We start from the raw sequence: 1,394 nt of genomic DNA on the forward strand, positions 1-1,394 counted from the left end.
CGCTCGCCCGAAGCCGTGGTGTCCATCCTTGCCGTGCTCAAAACCGGGGCGGCCTATGTGCCGATCGACCCCGCGCAACCGGATGCCCGGATGCAATTCATGCTCGCCGACGCCGCACCGGTGGCGGCGATCACCAGCGCCGGCATGGCCGATCGACTGCGTGGCCACGACTTGCAGGTCATCGACATCGATGACCCCATTATCGATGCCCAATCCAGCGCCTCGCTTCCGGCACCTAGCCCGCACGATGTGGCCTATCTCATCTACACCTCGGGCACCACCGGTTCGCCCAAGGGGGTGGCCGTCCCACACCTCAACGTGACACAACTACTCGATTCCCTGGATGCGGATCTGAATATGTCGCCGGGGCAAGTGTGGACGCAATATCACTCTCTGGCCTTCGACTTCTCGGTGTGGGAGATTTTCGGTGCGCTCCTGCACGGAGGGCGACTGGTAGTGGTGCCCGATTCGGTGGCCGTCTCACCGCAAGACCTGCACGCCCTGCTGGTCAGGGAAGAGGTGAATGTCCTAAGTCAAACACCCTCGGCGTTCTATGCCTTGGAGACTGCCGATGCGCTGGAACCTGAGCTAGGACGACAGCTCAAGTTGGAGACAGTGATCTTCGGCGGTGAAGCGCTTGAACCGCACCGTGTTTCGCCTTGGCTTCGAAACCATCCTGGTCTGCCGCGGCTCATCAACATGTATGGCATCACAGAGACGACGGTGCATGCCTCATTCCGCGAGATAGTCGACTCCGACACCGACAACGCCGTCAGCCCGATCGGATCGCCGCTGGCCCATCTCGGCTTCTTCGTATTGGACGGCTGGCTGCAGCCGGTTCCGGCCAATGTGGTCGGGGAGCTGTATGTCGCCGGCGCCGGTGTGGCTTTCGGGTACGTGCGCAGGGCTGGGCTGACTGCGTCGCGGTTTGTCGCGTGCCCGTTAGGCGGGCCGGGCCAACGGATGTATCGCACCGGGGATTTGGTGCGCTGGGGCACCGATGGGCAGCTGCAGTACGTGGGTCGCGCCGATGAACAGGTCAAGATCCGCGGCTACCGCATCGAGCTCGGTGAGATCCAGGCTGCCTTGAGCGCTCTCGACGGCGTACAGCAGTCGGCGGTGATCGTCCGCGAGGACCGCCCCGGTGACAAACGGCTGGTGGGTTACGTCACCGGGACCGCTGACCCGCTCGAGTTGCGAAACGCGCTTGCCGAGCGCCTGCCCGCTTACATGGTGCCCGCAGCGGTGGTGGCGGTCGATGCCCTGCCGCTCACCCACAATGGCAAGCTCGACAAGCGCGCCTTGCCTGCGCCGGAATATAGCGATGTCGATCGGTATCGTGCTCCGGGCACGCCGACTGAGGAGATTCTGGCCGGCATTTTCGCCGAGGTGTT

General features: G+C 63.7%; 1 protein-coding gene. It reads left to right on the forward strand.

Features of this window, described 5'->3' with window-relative positions:
- Nucleotides 1–1,394, forward strand: a 1,394-nt coding sequence (locus tag AU198_RS19565; RefSeq protein ID WP_156431680.1) for an amino acid adenylation domain-containing protein, incomplete at both ends; no start/stop codon positions are given.

The sequence above is a fragment of the Mycobacterium sp. GA-1199 genome, from assembly GCF_001500045.1.
In the GTDB taxonomy this organism is placed as follows: domain Bacteria; phylum Actinomycetota; class Actinomycetes; order Mycobacteriales; family Mycobacteriaceae; genus Mycobacterium.